2 protein-coding genes are annotated in these 4139 nt (G+C 65.1%); one reads left to right on the forward strand and one right to left on the reverse strand.

Annotated features, from left to right (window positions below; genetic code table 11):
• Positions 1 to 1188 (forward strand): FAD-binding oxidoreductase (locus VIR09_RS21310; protein WP_332014659.1); only part of this gene is annotated, 1188 nt, incomplete at its 5' end.
• Positions 1189 to 2162: 974 nt separating this feature from the next.
• On the opposite strand, the gene thiC is transcribed toward VIR09_RS21310, so the two are convergent.
• Positions 2163 to 4076: a phosphomethylpyrimidine synthase ThiC gene (thiC, locus tag VIR09_RS21315; RefSeq protein ID WP_332014660.1), complete on the reverse strand. Its 1914-nt coding sequence runs from the start codon at positions 4074 to 4076 to the stop codon at positions 2163 to 2165.
• Positions 4077 to 4139 lie beyond the last annotated feature (63 nt).

Genomic DNA, 4139 nt, shown 5'->3' on the forward strand with positions numbered 1-4139 from the left:
TTGTGCGGCGGCGCCACGCCCGACGACGGCGCGGGCAACGTGGTGCTGAGCCTGGATCGCATGAACGCGGTGCGATCCATCGATACCATCGCCAACACCATGGTGGCCGAGGCCGGCGCCATCCTGGGCAACCTGCGCCGCGCCGCGCAGGACGCCGGCCGTCTGCTGCCGCTGAGCCTGGCGGCGGAAGACTCCAGCCAGATCGGCGGCAACGTGGCCACCAACGCCGGCGGCGTGAACGTGGTGCGCTACGGCATGGCGCGCGAGCTGGTGCTGGGCCTGGAAGCCGTACTGCCCACGGGCGAAATCTTCCATGGCCTGCGCACGCTGCGCAAGGACAACACCGGTTACGACCTCAAGCAATTGCTGATCGGCTCCGAAGGCACGCTGGGCGTCATCACCGCCGTCGCCTTGCGCCTGTTCCCGCGCACCGATGTGCGCTCGGTGGTGCTGGCCGCAGTCGAGTCGCCGGCGCAAGCCTTGCAATTGTTCGAGATCCTGTTCGAACAATGCGGCGCGCGGCTGCAAGCGTTCGAGTATTTCTCGGGCGATTGCCTGGACCTGGTGCTGGCGCATGCCGCGGGCGTGCAGGAACCGTTCGGTCAGCGCTATCCGGCTTACGTGCTGGTGGAATTGGCGGATACCGCCGACGAGGCCGCGCTGAACGGCCTGGTGGAAAACGTGATCGGCACGGCGCTGGAACGCGGCCTGTGCCTGGACGCAGCCGTCTCCGCATCACTGGCGCAATTGCAGGCGCTGTGGAAGCTGCGCGAGGAAATCTCCGAAGCCCAGCGCGCCGACGGCCCGCACCTGAAGCACGACGTGTCGCTGCCGATCGAACGTATCCCCGACTTCATGGAATCCGCCGAGGCCCGTGTGCGCGCGCTGTACCCGGACCTCCGCCCCTTCATCTTCGGCCACTTCGGCGACGGCAACCTGCACTACAACCTGTCGCGCCCGGCCGGCACGGACCGCGACTGGGTGGCGGTGCATGGGGCGGCGATCACGGACGCGGTGCTGGACGAGGTGAATCGCTACGGCGGGAGCATTTCTGCGGAACACGGGATCGGGCAGTTGAAGCGGGATCATTTCCTGCATAGCAAGGATGCGTTGGAGTTGCGGCTGATGCGGGAAATCAAGGCTGTTCTGGATCCTGCGGGGATTATGAATCCTGGGAAGTTGCTGTAGGTTTTTGGGGCAGTTTGGATGGTGTCGTTCGTGGGTGTACGCGAAGAAGCTTCGTAGGCCGCACGGCGGCGCGGGCGGCATGGCGGCGAGCGCCCACGATTGCGGTCCGGAGCCTTCGCTCCGGACTGCCCCTTCGTCATCGTCGTTGCCGCCTATGGCGGCTGCCTTCCGATTCCCTCGGGCGCATCGAGGTTGCTCGCCGCCATGCCGCCCGCGCCGCCGTGCTACCCGCGTCTCGGTTTGATGCGCTGCTAAAGCCGTGGTCAGTAGCGAGTCTTGGGGGGGCCGCCAATTACGGCCGCCCGGGCGGCCGTAATCGGCATACGCGCTAGTGTTCGTCGTGATGGTTGCGCTGGCGCGAATGCGGCGGGTGGTTTACTAGTGGTTGTCGCCGTTTTGGGGGAGGGGCGGTGATGGGCGGCGCGCGATGGATGGTGGCTTGCGCGCGCAGATTCTCTCGCGCGCGCCGCCCATCCGGCGGCGGAGTTGAAATGACGAATTTCCAGCGCCCCATCATGATGTGCATGCGTCGATGATGGGTTACGCGCGACATGTGCCGCAGCTTATGGGCATACCCGTAAGCGTTTCATCCATTTGACGCGATCATCATCAGCGCGCAGCGTCATCACTCGACGCGAGACACCGCGTAAGCCCCCAGAGGCCGCCCGCGCGGCCGGCCGGGGGCGGGCCCCGCAAGATCCTCGCCCACCCCACCGGTGGCGAGAACGCCAAGAAAACCGCTCGCCCCAGCGCCCGTGAAGATTCAAAAAAACCGAGCACGGCGCGGCAGCGGCTTGCCGGGTGCGGGGCGTCGATAAGCCCGAGGGAATCCGTAGGAGTCGCCGAAGGCGAGGACGAGGATGACGACGGGGCAGTCCGGAGCGAACGCTCCGGACCGCAATCGTTGCCCCGCACCCGGCAAGCCGCTGCCGCGCCGTGCGTCTCAAGAACTCAAAACAGACACCCCAAGAACATCACTGCCGATGATAAACCTCGGCCCCTTTCTTAACGAACTCAATCGACTTCTCCTCCATCCCCTTCTGCAACGCATCCTTCTCACTAACCCCCTGAGCCGCCGCATAATCCCGCACGTCCTGGGTGATCTTCATCGAGCAGAAATGCGGCCCGCACATTGAGCAGAAGTGCGCCACCTTCATCGAATCCTTGGGCAGCGTCTCGTCGTGGAATTCCTTGGCGGTGTCCGGATCCAGACCCAGGTTGAACTGGTCGTCCCAGCGGAACTCGAAGCGTGCCTTGGACAGCGCGTTGTCGCGGATCGCCGCTCCCGGATGGCCCTTGGCCAGGTCCGCCGCGTGGGCTGCGATCTTGTACGTGATGATGCCGTCCTTCACGTCCTTCTTGTTCGGCAGGCCCAAGTGCTCCTTCGGCGTCACATAACAGAGCATCGCCGTGCCGTACCAGCCGATCAGCGCCGCGCCGATGCCTGAAGTGATGTGGTCGTAGCCCGGGGCGATGTCGGTGGTCAGGGGCCCCAGCGTATAGAACGGCGCCTCGTGGCAGTGTTCCAGTTGCAGCTCCATGTTCTCCTTGATCATCTGCATCGGCACGTGGCCCGGGCCTTCGATCATGACCTGCACGTCATGCTTCCACGCCACCTGCGTCAGCTCGCCCAGCGTCTTCAGCTCGGCGAATTGCGCCTCGTCGTTGGCGTCGTAGCCAGAACCCGGGCGCAGGCCGTCGCCCAGCGAGAAGCTGACGTCATAGGCCTTCATGATTTCGCAGATTTCCTCGAAGCGCTCGTACAGGAAGCTCTCCTTGTGATGCGCCAGACACCACTTCGCCATGATCGAACCGCCGCGCGAGACGATGCCCGTCATGCGGTCGGCCGTCATCGGAATGAAGGGCAGGCGCACGCCCGCATGGATCGTGAAGTAGTCCACGCCTTGCTCGGCCTGTTCGATCAGCGTGTCGCGGAAGATCTCCCAGGTCAGGTCCTCGGCCTTGCCGTCCACCTTTTCCAGCGCCTGATAGATCGGCACGGTGCCGATGGGCACCGGCGAGTTGCGGATGATCCATTCGCGCGTTTCGTGGATGTGCTTGCCGGTGGACAAATCCATGACCGTGTCGCCGCCCCAGCGGATCGCCCACGTCATCTTTTCCACTTCCTCGCCGATGCCCGAGCTGACCGCGGAGTTGCCGATGTTGGCATTGATCTTCACCAGGAAATTGCGGCCGATGGCCATCGGCTCCACTTCCGGGTGGTTGATGTTGGCCGGAATGATGGCGCGGCCGCGCGCGATCTCGTCGCGCACGAACTCGGGCGTGATGGCGGCGGGAATGGCGGCGCCGAACGATTGGCCCGGGTGTTGGCGCAGCAGGCGCTTGACCATCTTTTCGCCATCGGGGCCGCTGTCGCGCAGCGTTTGCAGGTAGTGCTCGCGGCGCAGGCTTTCGCGGATCGCCACGAATTCCATTTCCGGCGTGATGATGCCGCGCCGCGCATAGTGCATCTGCGATACGTTGGCGCCCGCCTTGGCGCGTCGCGGCGGGCGTTGCAGGTCGAACCGCATCGCCGTCAGCTTCGGGTCGGTCAGGCGCGCCTTACCGTAGTCGCTGGTCGGGCCGGACAGCACGTCGGTGTCGGCGCGCTCTTCGATCCAGGCGCGGCGCAGCTCGGGCAGGCCGCGGCGGATATCGATCTTGGCATCGGGGTCGGTGTAGGGGCCGCTGCAATCGTAGACGGTCAGCGGCGGATTTTTTTCTCCGCCGAACATGGTCGGCGTGTCGTCCTGCTCGATCTCGCGAAACGGCACGCGGATGTCGGGGCGCGAGCCCGTCTCATACACACGGCGCGATCTGGGCAGCGGTGCGACGGCCGCCGCGTCGACTTCGGCGGTAGCGGCCAGGAATTTGGGATTGGCGTTCATGGAAAGCTCCAAGCAAGTGGTTGGAGCCGATCGGGAATGGACTTCCGCCAGGCGTGCAGCGAC

Origin of the sequence: Achromobacter sp. (genome assembly GCF_036567245.1) — a bacterium.
Lineage (GTDB): Bacteria > Pseudomonadota > Gammaproteobacteria > Burkholderiales > Burkholderiaceae_B > Achromobacter.